Annotated in this window: 18 protein-coding genes; 13 read left to right on the top strand and 5 right to left on the bottom strand. The window is 72.6% G+C overall.

Annotated elements, in window-relative coordinates:
• Positions 1 to 46: 46 nt before the first annotated feature.
• Both ACFP1Z_RS20250 and ACFP1Z_RS20245 read right to left on the bottom strand, forming a co-directional pair.
• Positions 47 to 862, bottom strand: a complete 816-nt coding sequence (locus ACFP1Z_RS20250; protein ID WP_390318017.1) for an ABC transporter permease — start codon at positions 860 to 862, stop codon at positions 47 to 49.
• Positions 859 to 1,815, bottom strand: a complete 957-nt coding sequence (locus tag ACFP1Z_RS20245; protein WP_390318015.1) for an ABC transporter ATP-binding protein — start codon at positions 1,813 to 1,815, stop codon at positions 859 to 861. The genes ACFP1Z_RS20250 and ACFP1Z_RS20245 overlap by 4 nt, the downstream gene beginning before the upstream one ends.
• A gap of 161 nt (positions 1,816 to 1,976) precedes the next feature.
• Between ACFP1Z_RS20245 and ACFP1Z_RS20240 the strand changes: the two genes are divergently transcribed.
• The 10 genes from ACFP1Z_RS20240 (at position 1,977) to dapD (ending at position 10,203) form a co-directional block, all read left to right on the top strand.
• On the top strand, positions 1,977 to 2,774 hold the full coding sequence (locus tag ACFP1Z_RS20240; protein WP_390318013.1) for a helix-turn-helix transcriptional regulator: 798 nt from the start codon (positions 1,977 to 1,979) through the stop codon (positions 2,772 to 2,774).
• Positions 2,771 to 4,192 (top strand): Fe-S cluster assembly protein SufB, encoded by a 1,422-nt coding sequence (gene sufB, locus ACFP1Z_RS20235; RefSeq protein WP_390318010.1) that lies wholly within the window; start codon positions 2,771 to 2,773, stop codon positions 4,190 to 4,192. The genes ACFP1Z_RS20240 and sufB overlap by 4 nt, the downstream gene beginning before the upstream one ends.
• A gap of 94 nt (positions 4,193 to 4,286) precedes the next feature.
• Positions 4,287 to 5,474, top strand: a complete 1,188-nt coding sequence (gene sufD / locus ACFP1Z_RS20230) for a Fe-S cluster assembly protein SufD (protein ID WP_390318008.1) — start codon at positions 4,287 to 4,289, stop codon at positions 5,472 to 5,474.
• Complete coding sequence (locus ACFP1Z_RS20225) at positions 5,471 to 5,803, top strand: non-heme iron oxygenase ferredoxin subunit (RefSeq protein ID WP_390318006.1); 333 nt, start codon at positions 5,471 to 5,473, stop codon at positions 5,801 to 5,803. The genes sufD and ACFP1Z_RS20225 overlap by 4 nt, the downstream gene beginning before the upstream one ends.
• Positions 5,804 to 5,810: 7 nt before the next feature.
• Complete coding sequence (gene sufC, locus ACFP1Z_RS20220; protein ID WP_390318005.1) at positions 5,811 to 6,575, top strand: Fe-S cluster assembly ATPase SufC; 765 nt, start codon at positions 5,811 to 5,813, stop codon at positions 6,573 to 6,575.
• A complete protein-coding gene (locus ACFP1Z_RS20215; protein ID WP_390318291.1) occupies positions 6,575 to 7,831 on the top strand; it encodes a cysteine desulfurase in 1,257 nt (418 codons plus the stop codon). Before sufC ends, ACFP1Z_RS20215 begins: the two co-directional genes overlap by 1 nt.
• Positions 7,832 to 7,846: 15 nt before the next feature.
• Positions 7,847 to 8,311, top strand: a complete 465-nt coding sequence (gene sufU, locus ACFP1Z_RS20210; protein ID WP_390318003.1) for a Fe-S cluster assembly sulfur transfer protein SufU — start codon at positions 7,847 to 7,849, stop codon at positions 8,309 to 8,311.
• On the top strand, positions 8,308 to 8,658 hold the full coding sequence (locus tag ACFP1Z_RS20205) for a metal-sulfur cluster assembly factor (protein WP_390318001.1): 351 nt from the start codon (positions 8,308 to 8,310) through the stop codon (positions 8,656 to 8,658). The genes sufU and ACFP1Z_RS20205 overlap by 4 nt, the downstream gene beginning before the upstream one ends.
• A 127-nt stretch (positions 8,659 to 8,785) precedes the next feature.
• The gene (locus tag ACFP1Z_RS20200; protein ID WP_390317999.1) at positions 8,786 to 9,151 is read left to right on the top strand and encodes a VOC family protein; all 366 of its coding nucleotides are present in this window, start codon (positions 8,786 to 8,788) and stop codon (positions 9,149 to 9,151) included.
• 62 nt (positions 9,152 to 9,213) lie between these two features.
• Complete coding sequence (gene dapD, locus ACFP1Z_RS20195) at positions 9,214 to 10,203, top strand: 2,3,4,5-tetrahydropyridine-2,6-dicarboxylate N-succinyltransferase (RefSeq protein ID WP_390317997.1); 990 nt, start codon at positions 9,214 to 9,216, stop codon at positions 10,201 to 10,203.
• Positions 10,204 to 10,272: 69 nt separating this feature from the next.
• On the opposite strand, the gene dapA is transcribed toward dapD, so the two are convergent.
• Positions 10,273 to 11,196, bottom strand: coding sequence for a 4-hydroxy-tetrahydrodipicolinate synthase (dapA, locus tag ACFP1Z_RS20190; protein ID WP_390317996.1), 924 nt, complete (start codon positions 11,194 to 11,196; stop codon positions 10,273 to 10,275).
• Between the two features lie 316 nt (positions 11,197 to 11,512).
• Here dapA and ACFP1Z_RS20185 point away from each other — a divergent pair, with 316 nt between their 5' ends.
• Positions 11,513 to 13,003 (top strand): hypothetical protein, encoded by a 1,491-nt coding sequence (locus tag ACFP1Z_RS20185; protein WP_390317994.1) that lies wholly within the window; start codon positions 11,513 to 11,515, stop codon positions 13,001 to 13,003.
• 73 nt (positions 13,004 to 13,076) lie between these two features.
• Here ACFP1Z_RS20185 and ACFP1Z_RS20180 read toward each other — a convergent pair whose 3' ends face one another.
• The gene (locus tag ACFP1Z_RS20180) at positions 13,077 to 14,588 is read right to left on the bottom strand and encodes a TerD family protein (protein WP_390318289.1); all 1,512 of its coding nucleotides are present in this window, start codon (positions 14,586 to 14,588) and stop codon (positions 13,077 to 13,079) included.
• A gap of 45 nt (positions 14,589 to 14,633) precedes the next feature.
• The gene (locus ACFP1Z_RS20175; protein ID WP_390317992.1) at positions 14,634 to 15,467 is read right to left on the bottom strand and encodes an NAD-dependent epimerase/dehydratase family protein; all 834 of its coding nucleotides are present in this window, start codon (positions 15,465 to 15,467) and stop codon (positions 14,634 to 14,636) included.
• A 90-nt stretch (positions 15,468 to 15,557) separates the two neighbouring features.
• Here ACFP1Z_RS20175 and ACFP1Z_RS20170 point away from each other — a divergent pair, with 90 nt between their 5' ends.
• Both ACFP1Z_RS20170 and ACFP1Z_RS20165 read left to right on the top strand, forming a co-directional pair.
• Entirely contained in the window at positions 15,558 to 16,709 is a 1,152-nt protein-coding gene (locus tag ACFP1Z_RS20170) for a serine hydrolase domain-containing protein (RefSeq protein WP_390317990.1), read from the top strand.
• Between the two features lie 323 nt (positions 16,710 to 17,032).
• Complete coding sequence (locus ACFP1Z_RS20165; protein WP_390317989.1) at positions 17,033 to 18,169, top strand: aminotransferase class V-fold PLP-dependent enzyme; 1,137 nt, start codon at positions 17,033 to 17,035, stop codon at positions 18,167 to 18,169.
• Positions 18,170 to 18,209: the final 40 nt, after the last annotated feature.

Genomic DNA, 18,209 nt, shown 5'->3' with positions numbered 1-18,209 from the left:
CACGAGGGGGTGCCGGTCCGGCGTGCGCGCTGCTCCCGGCGGGACGCTACTCCCAGCGGAAGAAGCGGGCCGCCGCGCCCAGCCCGAGCACCGCCCACGCGGCGAGCACCCCGAGCTGCCCCCAGGGCAGGGCCGCGCCGTGCTGGAGGACGTCCCGCAGCCCGCCCGAGAGCGCCGAGATCGGCAGCAGCTGAAGCACCGTACGCGCGGCGTCCGGGAACTTCTCCAGCGGCACGATCACGCCGCCGCCGACCAGCAGCAGCAGGAAGACCAGGTTCGCGGCGGCCAACGTCGCCTCGGCCCTGAGGGTGCCCGCCATCAGCAGCCCGAGCCCGGAGAACGCGGCCGTGCCGAGCACGAGCAGCAGCGCGACGGAGAACGGGTCGCCCTGCGGCGACCAGCCCAGCGCGAAGGCGACCGCCGTCAGCAGGGCGATCTGCAGCACCTCGGTGACCAGCACCGAGCAGGTCTTCGCGGTCATCAGCGCCCAGCGCGGCAGCGGCGAGGCGCCCAGCCGCTTGAGCACCCCGTAACGGCGCTCGAAGCCGGTCGCGATGGCCTGGCCGGTGAACGCCGTCGACATCACGGCGAGCGCGAGCACACCCGGCGCCAGGAAGTCCACCGCCTTCCCGGCCCCGGTGTCGACGATGTCGACGCTGGAGAACAGGGCCAGCAGCACGGTGGGGATGACCACCGTCAGCAGCAGCTGCTCGCCGTTGCGCAGCAGCATCCGCGTCTCCAGCGCGGCCTGCGCCCGGATCATCCGGCCCAGGGGCGCGGCGCCGGGCCTGGGGGAGAAGCCCCCGGCGGGCGTCCGGCCGCTCGCGGTGCCGGCGGTGGTGTCGGCGGCGTCCGTGCTCATGCCCGCAGCTCCTTGCCGGTCAGTTCCAGGAAGACGTCCTCCAGCGTGTGCCGTTCGACCGCTATCCGGTCCGGCATGACGCCGTGCTGCGCGCACCAGGTGGTCACGGTCGCCAGCAGCTGCGGGTCGATCTCGCCGCTGACCCGGTACGTGCCCGGGGTCAGCTCCACGGCCGCGGAGTCCGCGGGCAGGGCCTTGAGGAGGGAGGCCAGGTCGAGCCCGGGGCGGCCGGAGAAGCGCAGGGTGTTCTCCGCGCCGCCGCGGCACAGCTCGTCTGGGCCGCCCTGGGCGATCACCCGGCCGCCGTCGACGATCGCGACGTCGTCGGCGAGTGCCTCGGCCTCGTCCATGTAGTGGGTGGTCAGGACGACCGTGACGCCGTCGGCGCGCAGCTCGCGCACCAGGTCCCAGGTCGCGCGCCGGGCCTGCGGGTCCAGGCCGGCGGTCGGCTCGTCGAGGAAGACCAGTTCGGGACGGCCGACGACGGCCATGGCCAGCGCCAGGCGCTGCTGCTGGCCGCCGGAGAGCCGCCGGTAGGGGGTGCGGCCGCAGGAGCCCAGGCCGAGCCGCTCGGTCAGGGCCGCGACATCGAGGGGGTGCGCGTGCAGGGTCGCGGTGTGGCGCAGCATCTCCCCGGCGCGGGCGCCGGGGTAGACGCCGCCGCTCTGCAGCATCACCCCGATGCGGGGGCGCAGCTTCGCGGCGTCGGCGACGGGGTCCAGGCCCAGGACGCGGACGGTGCCGGCGTCGGGGCGGCGGTAGCCCTCGCAGGTCTCGACGGTGGTGGTCTTGCCGGCGCCGTTGGGGCCGAGCACGGCGGTGACCGAGCCGCGGGCGACGGTCAGGTCCAGCCCGTCGACGGCGGTCTTCGGCCCGTACCGCTTGACGAGGCCGTGCACCTCGACCGCGGGCTCCCGGGGCCGGGGGGTGTCCCCCGGAAAGACGCTGCGCATGGCAGGGAAGTCTACGAACTCCGGGCCGCCCCGGACCCCGCCGGGGTGCGCCGCGGCATGATCACCAGGTGTTGGTTAGGTGACCCTTAGTGATCGAGGACACCGTTCGGCGGCCCCGACGGCGCTTGTCCGCCTCCGGCTAATTACGCAACAATGGTGTTGTGAAAAACGCGCGCAAGGCTCCGCAGGACCCCACGGCCGGGCAGGCCGCCGGGACCCCGGCCCCTGCGCCCCGGGTCACGGCGGCGCGTGAGGAGGAGCGCGGCACGCGCAACCGTGTCGTCCGGTCCATCCTCGATCACGGTCCGTCCACGGCGGCCGAGCTGGCGCTGCGCCTGCAGCTGACCCAGGCCGCCGTCCGCCGGCATCTCGACACCCTCGTCGCCGAGGGCGTGGTCGAGCCCCGCGAGAAGCGGGTCTACGGCGCACGGACCCGCGGCCGCCCCGCGAAGGCCTTCGCGCTCACCGACTGCGGCCGGGACGCCTTCGACCAGGCCTACGACAAGCTCGCCGAGGACGCCCTGCGCTGGATCGCCCGGTGCGCGGGCGGCGGCGAGCAGGGCGAGGCGGCCGTCGCCGCCTTCGCCCGCGCCCGGATGGCCGCGCAGGCCGAGGGCTACCGCGAGGCCCTGGAGGCCGCCGCCCCCGACAAGCGCACCGAGGCCCTGGCCGAGGCATTGACCGCCGACGGGTACGCTGCTACGGCGCGTAGCGCACCGGTCGGCGAACAGCTCTGCCAGCACCACTGCCCGGTCGCCCATGTCGCCGAGCAGTTCCCGCAGCTGTGCGAGGCGGAGACCGAGGTCTTCTCCCGCCTGCTGGGGACCCATGTGCAGCGTCTGGCCACCATCGCCCACGGGGACGGTGTCTGTACGACGTTCGTCCCGCGGAGCAAGCCGCGACGCATCACCAAGACCACCACAGCATCCGCCAGCACGGCCGGGAGGAACCCCGCATGACTCTCCCCACGGAGACTGCCCACCCTGAGCTCGAGGGCCTGGGCACCTACGAATACGGCTGGGCCGACTCCGACGCGGCCGGTGCCGCGGCCAAGCGCGGCCTGTCCGAGGAGGTCGTCCGCGACATCTCGGCGAAGAAGTCCGAGCCGGAGTGGATGCTCAAGCTGCGTCTGAAGGGCCTCAGGCTCTTCGAGAAGAAGCCCATGCCGACCTGGGGTTCCGACCTGTCGGGCATCGACTTCGACAACATCAAGTACTTCGTGCGGTCCACCGAGAAGCAGGCCGCCTCCTGGGAGGACCTGCCCCAGGACATCAAGAACACCTACGACAAGCTGGGCATCCCGGAGGCCGAGAAGCAGCGCCTGGTCGCCGGTGTCGCCGCCCAGTACGAGTCGGAGGTCGTCTACCACCAGATCCGTGAGGACCTGGAGAAGCAGGGCGTCATCTTCCTCGACACCGACACCGCGCTCAAGGAGCACCCGGAGCTCTTCCAGGAGTACTTCGGCACGGTGATCCCGGTCGGCGACAACAAGTTCGCCTCCCTGAACACCGCCGTGTGGTCCGGCGGCTCGTTCATCTACGTCCCGCCGGGCGTCCACGTCGACATCCCGCTGCAGGCCTACTTCCGCATCAACACGGAGAACATGGGCCAGTTCGAGCGGACCCTGATCATCGTCGACGAGAACGCCTACGTGCACTACGTCGAGGGCTGCACCGCCCCGATCTACTCCTCCGACTCGCTGCACAGCGCCGTCGTGGAGATCATCGTCAAGAAGGGCGGCCGCTGCCGCTACACGACCATCCAGAACTGGTCGAACAACGTCTACAACCTGGTCACCAAGCGCGCCGTCGCCTACGAGGGCGCGACCATGGAGTGGGTCGACGGCAACATCGGCTCCAAGGTGACCATGAAGTACCCGGCCGTCTACCTGATGGGCGAGCACGCCAAGGGCGAGACGCTCTCCATCGCCTTCTCCGGTACGGGCCAGCACCAGGACGCCGGCGCCAAGATGGTCCACATGGCGCCCAACACCTCCTCCAACATCGTCTCCAAGTCGGTGGCGCGAGGCGGCGGCCGCACCTCCTACCGCGGCCTGATCGAGATCGGCGAGGGCGCCCACGGCTCCAAGTCCAACGTGCTCTGCGACGCCCTGCTCGTCGACACGGTCTCCCGCTCGGACACCTACCCCTACGTGGACGTCCGCGAGGACGACGTGTCCATGGGCCACGAGGCGACCGTCTCCAAGGTCAGCGAGGACCAGCTCTTCTACCTGATGAGCCGCGGTCTGTCCGAGGACGAGGCGATGGCGATGATCGTCCGCGGCTTCGTCGAGCCCATCGCCCGCGAGCTGCCCATGGAGTACGCGCTGGAGCTCAACCGGCTGATCGAGCTGCAGATGGAAGGCGCGGTCGGCTAGCCGACCCCCCGCCGCGGCCGGCCGGCACCCGGGCCGGCCCGGCAGCCCTTTGCAGCGAATCCCTTTGTGACAGGAAGAGAGCACCACGACAGCCATGGCCGACAACACCCCCGCCGGCAGCACGACCGACGGCGCCATCCAGGTGGGCGGGCCCCGGCAGCCCATCGACGCGCGCACGAGCGCGCCCGCCTCCTACGACGTCGCGGACTTCCCCGTGCCCCACGGCCGTGAGGAGGAGTGGCGCTTCACCCCGCTGGAGCGGCTCCGCGGTCTGCACGACGGCACGGCCGCCGCGTCCGCCGCCGGCGGCGGCGTCAAGGTCGAGGTCAGCGCCCCCGAGGGCGTCACCGTCGAGACCGTCGGACGCGAGGACGCCCGCCTGGGCAGGGCCGGCAAGCCCGTCGACCGGGTCGCCGCCCAGGCCTTCAGCTCCTTCGAGAAGGCCTCGGTGGTCTCCGTGCCCAAGGAGACCGTGCTCACCGAGCCCGTCCGGATCTCCGTGCACGGCGAGGGCGGCGTCGCCTTCGGCCACCAGATCGTCGAGATCGGCGCCTTCGCCGAGGCCGTCGTCGTCATCGACCACACCGGCGACGCCACCCTCGCCGCCAATGTCGAGTACCTCATCGGCGACGGCGCCAAGCTCACCGTCGTCTCCGTCCAGGACTGGGACGCGACCGCCGTCCACGCCGGGCAGCACACCGCGCTCGTCGGCCGCGACGCCTCCTTCAAGTCCGTGATCGTCACCTTCGGCGGCGACCTGGTGCGCCTGCACCCGCGGGTCGTCTACGGCGCCCCCGGCGGCGAGGCCGAGCTGTACGGCCTGTACTTCACCGACAACGGCCAGCACCAGGAGCACCGCCTGGTCATCGACCACGACACCCCGCACTGCCGCAGCAACGTCGCCTACAAGGGCGCGCTCCAGGGCCGCGACGCGCACGCCGTGTGGATCGGTGACGTCCTCATCCGCGCCGCCGCCCAGGGCACCGACACCTACGAGCTCAACCGCAACCTCGTGCTCACCGACGGCGCCCGCGTCGACTCGGTCCCCAACCTGGAGATCGAGACCGGTGAGATCGTCGGCGCCGGCCACGCCTCGGCCACCGGCCGCTTCGACGACGAGCAGCTCTTCTACCTCATGGCCCGCGGTATCCCCGAGGCCGAGGCCCGCCGCCTCGTGGTGCGCGGCTTCTTCGCCGAGCTCGTGCAGCAGATCGGCATCCCGGACCTGGAGGAGCGCCTCATCGCCAAGATCGAGGCAGAGCTGGAGGCGTCGGTCGCATGAGTGGCTTCATCCGCGCCTGCGCGCTCGGCGAGCTGGAGGAGGACACCCCCAAGCGCGTCGAGCTCGACGGCGTCCCCGTCTCCCTCGTCCGCACCGAGGGCGAGGTGTTCGCGATAAACGACATCTGCTCGCACGCGAACGTCTCCCTCTCCGAGGGCGAGGTGGAGGACTGCTCCATCGAGTGCTGGCTGCACGGCTCCAGCTTCGACCTGCGCACCGGCAAGCCCTCCGGGCTGCCCGCCACGCGCCCCGTCCCCGTGTACCCCGTCAAGATCGAAGGAGACGGCCCAGACGCAACTGTGCTCGTCTCCGTCACCCAGGAGTCCTGAGTTCCCCATGGCAACGCTTGAGATCCACGACCTGCACGTCTCCGTCGACGCCGAGAACGGCCCCCGGGAGATCCTGCGCGGCGTCGACCTGACCGTGAAGCAGGGCGAGACCCACGCCATCATGGGCCCCAACGGCTCCGGCAAGTCCACCCTCGCCTACTCGCTGGCCGGCCACCCCAAGTACACCGTCACCGGCGGCACCGTCACCCTCGACGGCGAGGACGTCCTCGCCATGAGCGTCGACGAGCGCGCCCGCGCCGGCGTCTTCCTCGCCATGCAGTACCCGGTCGAGGTCCCCGGTGTCTCCGTCTCCAACTTCCTGCGCACCTCCGCGACCGCGGTGCGCGGCGAGGCCCCCAAGCTGCGCACCTGGGTCAAGGAGGTCAAGGAGGCCATGGAGCGCCTCCAGATGGACCCCGCCTTCGCCGAGCGCAACGTCAACGAGGGCTTCTCCGGCGGTGAGAAGAAGCGCCACGAGATCCTGCAGCTGGAGCTCCTCAAGCCCAGGCTGGCGATCCTCGACGAGACCGACTCCGGCCTGGACGTCGACGCCCTGCGCATCGTCTCCGAGGGCGTCAACCGGGTCCGCGAGACCGGTGAGACCGGCACCCTGCTGATCACCCACTACACGCGCATCCTGCGCTACATCAAGCCCGACTTCGTGCACGTCTTCGCGAACGGCCGCATCGTCGAGTCCGGCGGCGCCGAGCTCGCGGACAAGCTGGAGGAGCAGGGCTACGAGGAGTACGTGAAGGGCGGCGTAACGCAGTGATCAAGACCCTGCCGGGGCTGCTCGACACGGACGCGATCCGCAAGGACTTCCCCATCCTGGACCGCGTGGTCCACGACGGCCGCAAGCTCGTCTACCTGGACAACGCGGCGACCTCGCAGAAGCCGCGCCAGGTCCTCGACGTGCTCGCCGAGCACTACGAGCGGCACAACGCCAACGTCCACCGCGGAGTGCACGTCCTCGCCGAGGAGGCCACCGCGGCGTACGAGGGCGCCCGTGACAAGGTCGCCGCGTTCGTCAACGCGCCCAGCCGCGACGAGGTGATCTTCACCAAGAACGCCTCGGAGTCGCTCAACCTCGTCGCCAACATGCTCGGCTGGGCGGACGAGCCCTACCGTGTCGACCGCGACACCGAGATCGTCATCACGGAGATGGAGCACCACTCCAACATCGTCCCGTGGCAGCTGCTCGCGCAGCGCACCGGCGCGAAGCTGAAGTGGTTCGGCCTCACCGACGACGGCCGCCTGGACCTGTCCGACATCGAGCAGGTCATCACGGAGAAGACCAAGGTCGTCTCCTTCGTGCTGGTCTCCAACATCCTCGGCACCGTCAATCCGGTCGAGGCGATCGTCCGCCGCGCCCAGGAGGTCGGCGCCCTCGTCGTCGTCGACGCCTCGCAGGCCGCCCCGCACATGCCGCTGGACGTGCAGGCGCTGCAGGCCGACTTCGTGGCCTTCACCGGCCACAAGATGTGCGGGCCCGACGGCATCGGCGTGCTGTGGGGCCGCCAGGAGCTGCTGGAGGACCTGCCGCCCTTCCTCGGCGGCGGCGAGATGATCGAGACCGTCTCGATGCACTCCTCCACCTACGCGCCCGCCCCGCACAAGTTCGAGGCCGGTACGCCCCCGATCGCCCAGGCCGTCGGCCTCGGCGCCGCCGTGGACTACCTCACCTCGATCGGCATGGAGAACATCGCCCGCCACGAGCACGCGATCACCGAGTACGCGATCGCCAGACTCAAGGAGGTGCCCGATCTGCGCATCATCGGCCCCGCCACGGCCGAGGAGCGCGGCGCGGCGATCTCCTTCACCCTGGGCGACATCCACCCGCACGACGTGGGCCAGGTCCTCGACGAGCAGGGCATCGCGGTGCGGGTCGGCCACCACTGCGCGCGGCCGGTCTGCCTGCGGTACGGAATTCCCGCGACCACGCGCGCGTCGTTCTATCTGTACTCCACGCCCGCCGAGGTCGACGCGCTGATAGCGGGCCTGGAGCACGTCCGCAACTTCTTCGGCTGACCGGGAGCCCCAGACGTGAAGCTTGATTCGATGTACCAGGACGTCATCCTGGACCACTACAAGAACCCGCACGGACGGGGCTTGCGGGCCGGCGACGCCGAGGTGCACCACGTCAACCCGACGTGCGGTGACGAGATCACCCTGCGGGTGCGGCTGTCCGGACAGACCGTCGAGGACGTCTCCTACGAGGGCCAGGGCTGCTCCATCAGCCAGGCCAGCGCCTCCGTGCTCAACGAGCTGCTGGTCGGCAAGGACCTCGCCGAGGCGCGCCGGATCCAGGAGACCTTCCTGGAACTGATGCAGTCCAAGGGCCGTCTGGAGCCGGACGACGCGATGGAGGAGGTGCTGGAGGACGCGGTCGCGTTCGCCGGAGTCTCCAAGTACCCCGCGCGCGTGAAGTGTGCCCTGCTCAGCTGGATGGCGTGGAAGGACGCGACGGCCCAGGCCCTGGGCGAGAGCGCGGAAGGGAAGACCGCATGAGTGACAACGTGGAAGCGACGACGACGGCGACGACGCAGCCGGCCACCGAGGAGGAGGTGCGCGAGGCGCTGTACGACGTGGTCGACCCGGAGCTGGGCATCGACGTCGTCAACCTCGGCCTCATCTACGGCATCCACATCGACGACTCCAACGTCGCCACCCTCGACATGACGCTGACGTCCGCGGCCTGCCCGCTGACCGACGTCATCGAGGACCAGGCCCGCTCGGCGACCGAGGGCATCGTCAACGAGCTGCGCATCAACTGGGTCTGGATGCCGCCGTGGGGCCCGGACAAGATCACGGACGAGGGCCGTGAGCAGCTCCGGGCGCTGGGCTTCAACGTCTGAGCCACGGATCGCGCTCGCGACAGCCCGCCGCGCTGACTCCCGTCAGCCGGCGGGCTGTCGCCGTGTGCGGGTGGGTGGCCCCGAAAACCATTTGATGCGCCATCAGTTCTCCTCGCAGACTTCGGGCATGGCATCTTCCCTGTACACCGTGGTCATCGACGCCCACGACATGCGCGCCCAGGCCGCCTTCTGGTGCGCGGTCCTCGACTGGAAGGTCGTGTACGCCGACGAGCACGAGGTCACCATCGGCGCGGACGCGTCCGCGACCCCGGGCCTGTGCTTCGTGACCGTGCCGGAGAGCAAGACCCTCAAGAACCGGCTGCACCTCGACCTCAACCCGGACGACCGGGACGCCGAGGTCGAGCGGATCGTGGGGCTCGGGGCGCGGCGCGTGGACGTGGGACAGAGCGCGCAGGTGACGTGGGCCGTCCTCGCCGACCCGGAGGGCAACGAGTTCTGCGTGCTGAGCCCGAAACGGTCGCTGCGCGACTGAGAGCGCCCCCCCCCGGGCCACCGGTTCGCGTTCGGTGGCCCCGTCCGGTTAGGTTTTCGGACATGACCGACGCAGTTGCTTCCCCCATCACCGGCGCCGTCGCCGCCGGCCTCGCCACGATCACCGGGGACGGGACCGTCCTCGACACCTGGTTCCCGGCCCCCGAGCTGGTCCAGGAGCCCGGCCCGGCCGGCACCGAGCGGCTGAGCGCCGAGCGCGCCGCGGAGCTGCTCGGCGAGGGCGCCCTGAAGGCCGTCGGCCCGGACGCCCGCCGCGGGGTCGAGGTCGTCGCCGTCCGTACGGTCATCGCCTCGCTGGACGACAAGCCGCTCGACGCCCACGACGCCTACCTGCGGCTGCACCTGCTCTCCCACCGCCTGGTCAAGCCGCACGGCCAGAACCTGGACGGCATCTTCGGCCTGCTCGCGAACGTCGCCTGGACCTCGCTCGGCCCCGTCCCCGTCGACCGGGTCGAGACCGCGCGCCTGAACGCCCGCGCCGAGGGCCTGCACCTCCAGGTGACCAGCATCGACAAGTTCCCGCGCATGACCGACTACGTCGCCCCGTCCGGCGTGCGCATCGCCGACGCCGACCGGGTCCGCCTCGGCGCCCACCTCGCCTCCGGCACGACCGTCATGCACGAGGGCTTCGTCAACTTCAACGCGGGCACGCTCGGCACCTCCATGGTCGAGGGCCGCATCAGCGCCGGCGTCGTCGTCGGCGACGGCTCCGACATCGGCGGCGGCGCCTCCACCATGGGCACCCTCTCCGGCGGCGGCAAGCAGATCATCTCGATCGGCGAGCGCTGCCTGCTGGGCGCCGAGTCCGGCATCGGTATCGCGCTCGGCGACGAGTGCGTCGTCGAGGCCGGCCTCTACGTCACCGCGGGCACCCGCGTGACCCTGCCCGACGGCCAGGTCGTCAAGGCCCTGGAGCTCTCCGGCGCCGACAACATCCTCTTCCGCCGCAACTCCACCACGGGCGCCGTCGAGGCCCGCCCGTACAAGAGCACGTGGGGCGGGCTCAACGAGATCCTGCACAGCCACAACTGACCGGCCGGCACCACGACTTGAGGGGCCGTACCGCGGGCGACCGCGGTACGGCCCCTCACGTGTGCCCCCTCAGCGGGCCGGCGCGAGGTCGTCCTCGTGGGCCATGGCGTGCTCGTACGCGGCGAGGAGCGCGGCCGTGCGCTCCTCGCCGGCCGCGCGCAGCGGGGCCCGGACCGGGCCTGCGGGCAGGCCCCGCGCGTTCAGCAGGGCCTTGGCGGTCACCGTGCCCGGCAGGCCGGACGCCATCATCGCCGTCACGAGCGGCAGCGCCCGCTGGTGCAGGGCCGTGGCCGCCGCGGTGTCCCCGCGGTCGTACGCGTCGAGCAGCGCCGCCAGCAGCGGGCCCGCGACATTGGCGACCGTGCTCACGTAGCCGGCGGCGCCCACCGCGCGCAGCGGCAGGTTCAGCTCCTCCACGCCCGAGTAGTAGGCGAGCGGGGTCTCCGCGATGATCCGGGAGCTGCTCAGCAGGTCGTACGCGCAGTCCTTGACGCCGGCGATCCCCGGGTGCCCGGCGAGCCGCAGCAGGGTGGCGGGCTCGATACGGGTGCCGGTGCGGCCGGGGATGTCGTAGAGCATCACGGGGATCGTCACCGCGTCGGCGACCGTGCGGAAGTGCGCCTCGACGTCCTCCTGCGGGGGCCGGCTGTAGTACGGGGTGACCACCAGCACGCCGTGCGCGCCCGCCCGCTGCGCTGCGGCGGCCAGCGCCGCCGACTGCCCGGTGTCGGCCGTGCCGACGCCCGCGACGATCCGGGCCCGGCCGCCGACGGCCTCGGCGACCGCCCGCACGAGCCGCGTCTTCTCCTCGTCCGAAGTGGTCGGCGACTCGCCGGTCGTCCCGTTGAGGACCAGCCCGTCGCAGCGGCCGTGGGTGACGAGGTGGTCGGCGAGGAGCTGCGCCCCGTCCAGGTCGAGGGTGCCGTCCGGGGCGAACGGGGTCACCATCGCGCAGACGGTGCGGCCGAAAGGGCTCGTGGACGTAACGGACATGGCACTCACTCTCCGGGCGGTCGGTGTCTCCTTCCGCTGGATTCTGGAGGCCGCCGACCGTACAGGTCCATCGAGAAGTTCTGACCGGGACCCTTCAGCATCACTACGAGATGGCGGCGGAAGCCGCCGTACCGGACCGGCAACACCCCTGCGCAGGACGGAAGTTGCCGCCGCGTCGCCCGCGCGCGTCAACGCGGGTCCCACGAGCGGGGGCGGCGGCCCGGCGGCGGTGCGCCGCACCCGTCTAGGCTGGGAGACCGCGCCCGGCGATCCGCCGATCCGGCGCGGCCGTCACGACGAGGAGATGACCCCCCTGATGTCCGGAGACCGCCCGACCATGCCGCCGGTGCGGCTCCCCTCCGACGCGGAGCTCGCGCGGGACGCGCTGCGCGCCCCGCTGCTCGACCGCGCCGTGCGGCTGGCCCGCTGGGCGGGCGAGGGCACGCCGGTCGGGGTGGGCGGCGAGCTGCTCGCCGAGCAGCTGCGGGCCGCCGCCGAGCTGCTCGGCCTCGCCGGTGACGAGGACGGCGTCGCGTACGCCGCCGACGCCTGGCAGTACGCGCTGGACACCGGCCTCGTGGAGTTCACCGAGGACGAGGACGCCCGCGACGACCTCGGCGAGGACGAGCCCTGCGGCACCGCCGTCGCCGGTGAGGAGCTCACCACCCTGACCTCCGGCAGCCCCGCCGGGATCCTCGACGTGTGGCTGACCGGGCTGGAGAGCGTGCTCGCCGACGCCGCCGCCCCCGACCTGGGCGAGCTCGCGGAAGCGCTCGCCGACGGCGGCGAGCTCGACCTCGACGCCCTCGACTGGAACCCCGAGGAGGAGGCCGACTTCCTCGACGGCATCCTCGGCAACCTCTACATGCTCACCGTGCTCGACGCGGGCAGCACCGAGCGCCCCGTGCCGCTGCCCGCCCTCGCCGCCTCCCTGATCGTCCCGGACGACATGGGCGAGCCCACCGACGACATCCTCGAAGAGGTCTCGGACGCGATGATGCGGCTGGACGACCAGTTCCGGCTGCTGGAGCCGACCGGCCTCGTGGAGTACCAGCCGGTCGACGAGGCCCTCATCGAGGAGGTCGACGGCGAGGGGCACATCCGCGAGTCCGTGGACGCCGTGGACTCCGAGAAGCCCGAGGAGGAGGACGTCAGCCGGTACGGCATGGTCTCCCTCACCCCGCTCGGCCTGTTCGCCGTGCGCAGCCGGATGCTGGACGCCGGCGTCGACGCCCCGGCCGTCGGCGACCTCGCCGGGCAGGGCGCGGACGTGCTGCTCGCAGCACTCCCCGGCTACCCGGAGCCGGCCGCCCGCGCCGAGACCGAGGCCTGGCTCGCCCGCCGTACGCCCCTCGACGCCGCCCGCGAACTCCTGGCCGCCGCCCGGGGCACCGACCCCGAGGCGCCGGCCCGCCGTCTCGCCTGCCAGCAGACGCTCGCCCTGACCGGCCCGGAGGCCGAGCCCGCGCTGCGCGAGGTGCTCGACGACCGTGAACTCGGCGGGCTCGCCCGGGTCTGGCTCACCGAGCGCGGGGCGGCCGGCGTCCCCGAGCCGGACGAGGCCATGGTCTTCTGGCTGACCGTCGACACCATCGCCGCGCAGCTCGCCACCGACGGCGACTCGGAGGAACTGCAGGCCCTGGTGACGGACCTGGTCGGCCGGCACGCCGGCTTCTTCGACACGGCCTGGCGCGTGGACCACCCGGCCACGGCCGAGGTCCTGGAGGCGATGAGCCGCCTCCACCCGGAGAAGAAGGTCGCCAAGGAGGCCCGCAAGGCGGCGTACAAGGCGCGTTCGCGGCACTGACCGGGCGTCATATCCCGTATGACGCGGCGTGGGCCCGCACCCCGGTCCGGGGTGCGGGCCCACGCCGTTCCGCTCACAGGGCCATGGCCCCCGGCTTGATCAGGTCGCGCACCGTGCGGGACTTCACGTACTCGCCCACGGCCGTCATCTCCCACTCGCCCGAGTACTGGCGGATGAACTTGCACATGAGCACGCCCGTCTTCGGCTCGGAGCCGGTCAGGTCGAAGCGCACGAGCTCCTCGCCGGTACGGCCGTCGAGCAGCCGGCAGTACGCCTTGGCGACCTCGGTGAACTTCTGGCCGTTGAACGAGCTGACGGTGAAGACCAGTCCGGTGACCTCCGGGGGCAGGCCGCCCAGGTGGACGGTGATGGACTCGTCGTCGCCCGCGCCCTCGCCGGTGAGGTTGTCACCGGAGTGCTGCACCGCTCCGCCCAGGATCATCAGCTTGCCGAAGTAGCAGGCGTCGATGGGGTTGCGGTCGGGGCCGTAGGCGATGACCGAGGCGTCCAGGTCGATGTCCCGGCCCTTGTACGCGGGCTCCCAGCCCAGGCCCATGCGCACGGACTGGGTGAGGGGACGGCCGCCCTTGACGAGCGAGACCGTCTGGTTCTTCTGCAGGCTGACCCGGCCCTTGTCGAGATTCACCTTGCCGGGGGCGCCGAAGGCGGGGGCGGCGGGGCCGGGTGCGGAGGGCTGGGCGCCGAAGGCGGGTACGGGGCTTCCCGGGGCCGCGGCGGGCGGGTTCGAGGTGCCGAAGGGCGGGGTGCCGGGTGCCGCGCCGGGCGCGGGGGCCCGGTCGCCGTAGCCGGGTGCGCCGGGTACGGGCGTGGAGCCGCCGGTGGCGCCGAAGGGCGCGGTGCCGGGTGCGCCGGGCGCGGGCGGCATGGGCGCGTAGCCCTCGGGGTGCGGGGGGTAGGAGTGCGGGTCGAACTGACCGCCGGGGGCGACTTCGGCAGGCATGCCGGGCGGTACGGCACCGGGCAGCGGTGCGCCGGGAGCGGCAACGGGCCTGCCCGGCACGGGCGTTGCGGCCTGGCCCGGCACGGGGGCCCCGGGCGTCGGCGCCTCCGGCGCCCCGGGGGTCCCCGCCTCCTCCTCCACCGTCACCCCGAAGTCCGTCGCGATGCCCGCCAGTCCGTCGGCATAGCCCTGGCCCACGGCGCGGAGCTTCCACGCGCCGGCCCGCCGGTAGAGCTCCACGACGACCAGGGCCGTCTCCGTGCCGAGCCGGGGCGGGGTGAAGGTGGCGACGACGGCGCCGCTGTCCGTGTCGCGGACGGTCGCGGTCGGCTCCGTGCCGGCGAAGGTCGCGTTCGGCGCGTCCAGGCTCGCGGTCACCACGACCTTGTCGATGGCGGCGGGGACGGCGGCCGTGTCCACGGCGATCGCGTCGGGGGTGCCGCCGGCCGCCGCGCGGTGGGTCACACCGGGGCCCTGCGGCTGGTTGTAGAAGACGAAGTCGTCGTCGGAGCGCACCTTGCCGTCGGCGGTGAGCAGCAGGCCCGACACGTCGAGCCGCACCGGGGCGGTGACGTCCACCGTCACGCGCGTGACGGGAAGCGGGATGTTCGAGCCGGGTGTCATTACGGTCATGCCCCGGGTAACGCGTGGCGCCGCTTTGCGGTTCCGTTACCCGGAGTTCGCCTGCCCGGAGTTCGTCCTGCGCGGCGGATTGTCGCCGCAGAACTCACCGCCCAGGCAAGCCTGCGCGGGGTCGGAGGGGTCCTCCTCGCCCTGCGCGGCGAGCAGCGCGGCCGCGTACGGCTCGGAGTCGTCGCGCGGCTCGTAGCCCAGGGCGCGGGCCGTCGACAGGTCCCAGCGCAGCCGGGTGTTGGCGGAACTGCCGTAGGCGACGGTGTGGCCCACGCCCTCGGCGGTGAGCGCGGCGTGCACGAGCCGCGCGCAGTCACCGGGGCTCAGCCACAGCGACAGCATCCGTACCGACCTGGGCTCGGGGAAGCAGGAGCCGATGCGCAGGGACACCGTCTCGATGCCGTACCGGTCCCAGTACAGGGAGGCCAGGTCCTCGCCGAAGCCCTTGGAGAGCCCGTAGTAGGTGTCGGGCCGGTGCGGGGTGCCGACGGGGACGAGGGCCTCTCCCGGCGCCGGGAGCGGGGTGAAGCCGACGGCGTGGTTGCTGGAGGCGAGCACGACCCGGCGCACCCCCGCCCGGCGCACGGCCTCGTACAGCCGGTACGTGCCCTCGATGTTGACCCGCAGGATGTCCGCGAAGGGGGCCTCCACGGGGATGCCCGCGAGATGCACCACCGCGTCGGTGCCGCGCACGGCCGCCTCCAGTGCCGCCTCGTCGGCGAGGTCGGCGGTGACCGCCTCCGGGGCGCCGCTGACGGGCCGTACGTCGAACAGGCGCAGCCGGTGGCCGTACGCGGGCAGCCGCTCGCGCAGGAACGTGCCGATGCGGCCGGCGGCGCCGGTGAGCAGAACCGTGGAGGGCTCGGGCATGGGGCCGTGACTCCTGCGGGGCGAGGGGCCGGGAACGGTACGTTTCTACCGCGCCGGGCCCGGCCGGCGCAGGATCCTGGAGGAGGGGACATGTCCGATCCCGTCGTCGGCGGCACCGTCGCCAAGGGTTTCGAGGCCGTGCACGAGGAGTTCGCGGCCGTACTGGCCGAGGAACGCCTCGGGCACGCGGCGCAGTTGGCCGCCTACGTGGACGGGCAGCAGGTCGTCGACCTGTGGGGCGGCCCGGAGATGACGGGCGACGCGCTCACCGGCGTCTACTCCTCCACCAAGGGCGCCGCCTATCTGGTCGTCGCGCTGCTCGTCCAGGACGGCACCCTCGATCTGGACGAGAGAGTCGCCCGCTACTGGCCGGAGTTCGCGGCCGGTGGCAAGGAGGCCGTCACCCTGCGCGAGCTGCTGACCCACCGCGTGGGGCTCGTCGGTGTCGAGGAGGGGCTGTCGACCGAGGAGCTCTCCGACGACCGGCTGATCGCTGAGCGGCTGGCCGGCCGTCGCCCGTACTGGCGGCCGGGCACGGCTTTCGGCTACCACGCCCTGGTCGTCGGGGCGCTGGCCGGCGAGGTCGTCCGCCGGGTCACCGGCCGGAGCCTTCAGGAGTACTACGAGGCGCATATCAGGGCCCCCTACGGCATCGATCTGTATCTCGGACTGCCCGAGGAACTGGAGCACCGGGTGCGCTCGACCCTGCCGATGGACCCCACGCCCGAGCAGAAGCGCACCCTGCGGGAGACGGAGGGCGGCCCGGACAGTCTGGACGCCATCGCGTTCAACCGGACCCGGCCCGACGCCGTCCCGCTGGACGAGCTGCCCAACCACCGCGCGGTCCGTGCGGGCGGGCCCGCCTCGGTCGGCGGGACGGGCTCCGCCCGCGGCCTCGCCCAGCTGTACGCGGCCGCCGTCAGCGGCCTCGACGGCCGGCCCGCGCTGCTCGCCCCGGAGACCGTGGCCGTCTTCTCGCAGGCCCACTCCGTCGGTTACGGCATGGTGGGGCGCGAGCACCACGCGTTCGCGGTGGGCTTCGAGGCCCTCGGCGACTGCTACCGGTTCCTGGGCGCGCGGGCCTTCGGGCACAGCGGCGCGGCCGGCTCGCAGGCCTTCGCCGACCCCGCCCGCGGCCTCGCCTTCGGCTACACGCGGCGCCGCTTCGGATACCCCGGCGGAGCGGGCCCCGACGCGGAGCGCCTCGCCGGGGCGGTGCACGCGTGTGTGGTGAGCGGGTAACCGCCGCTCCGGCCGCCCGAGTTGCGGCAGGACCGCCGGACGGGGGCCGGGCACACCGTCGCGTGATCGTCGTCACCGATGGAGCGGCCGCCCGGCACCCTGCCCAACGCCACGTTCACTGTCGCCTTCACCGTCGTGTTCGCTGTGGTCTTGTTCATACGAACAGGGTTCCGTGGCAAGGGGTTTCGCGCCTCGGCCCAGCAGGTGAATCGCTGTCCCCCAGCAGGTTGAAGGCCCTCTCCACCCCCGGGTAGAGAGCGGTCGGCGCACGCTCCACCCCAGGGACGGCGCCCCGCTCAGGGTTGTCGTTCCGGAAGGCGGCCATGGACGAGTCGATCTTCCTCCCTCATAGTGGCGCCATGGAGAACCTCGAGCACCTGGCGCCCCGTCACTTCACCCCCCTGCCCGCCGGAACGTCCGGTCCGTCCGCCTACCTCAACACGGCGTCGACCGGGCTGCTGCCCACCGCCTCCGTCGCCGCGATGACCGCGGCCGTCTCCGCGGCCGCCACCTCCGGTTCCTCGGGGCCGGACTTGTTCGCCGCCGTGGAGGACGTGCGCGCCGCCTACGCGCGGATCGTCGGCGTGTCCGCCGGCCGGGTCGCGATGGGCGGCTCGGTGGCCGTCTACTGCGGACTCGTCGCGCAGTCCCTGCCCTCCGGTTCCGAAGTCCTCGTCGCCGAGGGCGACTTCAGCTCCCTCGTCAACCCCTTCCATGTGCGGGCCGACACCCGGGGCGACGTACGCGTCCGTACCGTCCCGCTGGAGAAGCTGGCCGACTCCGTGGGGCCCGCGACGGCCCTGGTCGCCGTCAGCGCGGTGCAGTCGGCCGACGGCCGGATCGCGGACCTCGCCGCGATCGGCGCGGCCGCCCGTGCCCACGGCGCCCGTACGCTCGTCGACGTCAGCCAGGCCGTCGGCTGGTACCCCGTCGACGCCGCCGCCCACGACTACACGGTGTGCGTGGGCTACAAGTGGCTCATGTGCCCGCGCGGCACCGCCTTCCTCACCGTGCCCGAAGGCCCCGGAGAACTCGACGCGCTGTACCCCGTCTTCGCCGGCTGGGTCGGCGGCGAGGAGCCGGGGGCGAGCACGTACGGCAGGGTGGAGCAACTCGCGCTCTCCGCCCGCCGGTTCGACGAGGCCCCCAGCGTCTTCTGCTACCCGGCGGCCCGCACGAGCCTCGCCCTGGTCGAGGAGCTCGGCATCGAGCGCATCGGCGCGCACGACCGGGCGCTCGCCGACCGCTTCCGCGCCGGGCTCGCCGCGCTCGGGCACACGCCGGTGGCCGCCGAGGGGTCCGTGATCGTCTCCGTCCCCGGACTCGAACACGCCGCGGAGCGCGTCGCGGCCGCCGGAGTGCGGGTGAGCCCCCGGGCGGGCAATCTGCGCGCCGCCTTCCATCTGTACAACAGCGCCGCCGATGTGGACCGTCTGCTGGAGGTGCTGGAACGCGTGTGACGGGGTAGGAACGGGTCCACAAGAGCGGTACAGCATTGAA

It is taken from the genome of Streptomyces gamaensis (assembly GCF_042656465.1).
Lineage (GTDB): Bacteria > Actinomycetota > Actinomycetes > Streptomycetales > Streptomycetaceae > Streptomyces > Streptomyces gamaensis.
The sequence above is the reverse complement of the archived record's forward strand: the minus strand, read 5'-3'. Positions and strand labels throughout refer to the sequence as shown.